The sequence below is a fragment of the Salinicoccus siamensis genome (assembly GCF_042429615.1).
Classification (GTDB): domain Bacteria; phylum Bacillota; class Bacilli; order Staphylococcales; family Salinicoccaceae; genus Salinicoccus; species Salinicoccus siamensis.
Window position 1 is genome coordinate 186425 of the sequence record NZ_JBHMAH010000031.1, and the last position, 238, is coordinate 186662.

The window sequence follows — 238 nt, forward strand, 5'->3', positions numbered from 1 at the left end:
TTTTAAAGCCGTAGGAGGTGTACTGGAAGCCACGGTCACTGTGCACAAGCGGCGTTGCCTGCGGGTGCTTGTGAATCGCAGAAGTGAATGTATCAAAAACAAGCTGATTATTGTTTGCACGGCTGAATTTGTAGGCCACAATACTGTTGTCGTACAGATCGATGATCGCGCTCAAGTAGGCTTTCTCTCCGTTCAGCGCTTTGAATTCAGTCACATCGGTGAGCCATTTCTCATTCAC

1 protein-coding gene is annotated in these 238 nt (G+C 47.9%); it reads right to left on the reverse strand.

Annotated elements, in window-relative coordinates; genetic code table 11:
* A partial coding sequence (locus ACFFLE_RS10290; RefSeq protein ID WP_380571747.1) for a DDE-type integrase/transposase/recombinase occupies positions 1 to 238 on the reverse strand: 238 nt, incomplete at both ends.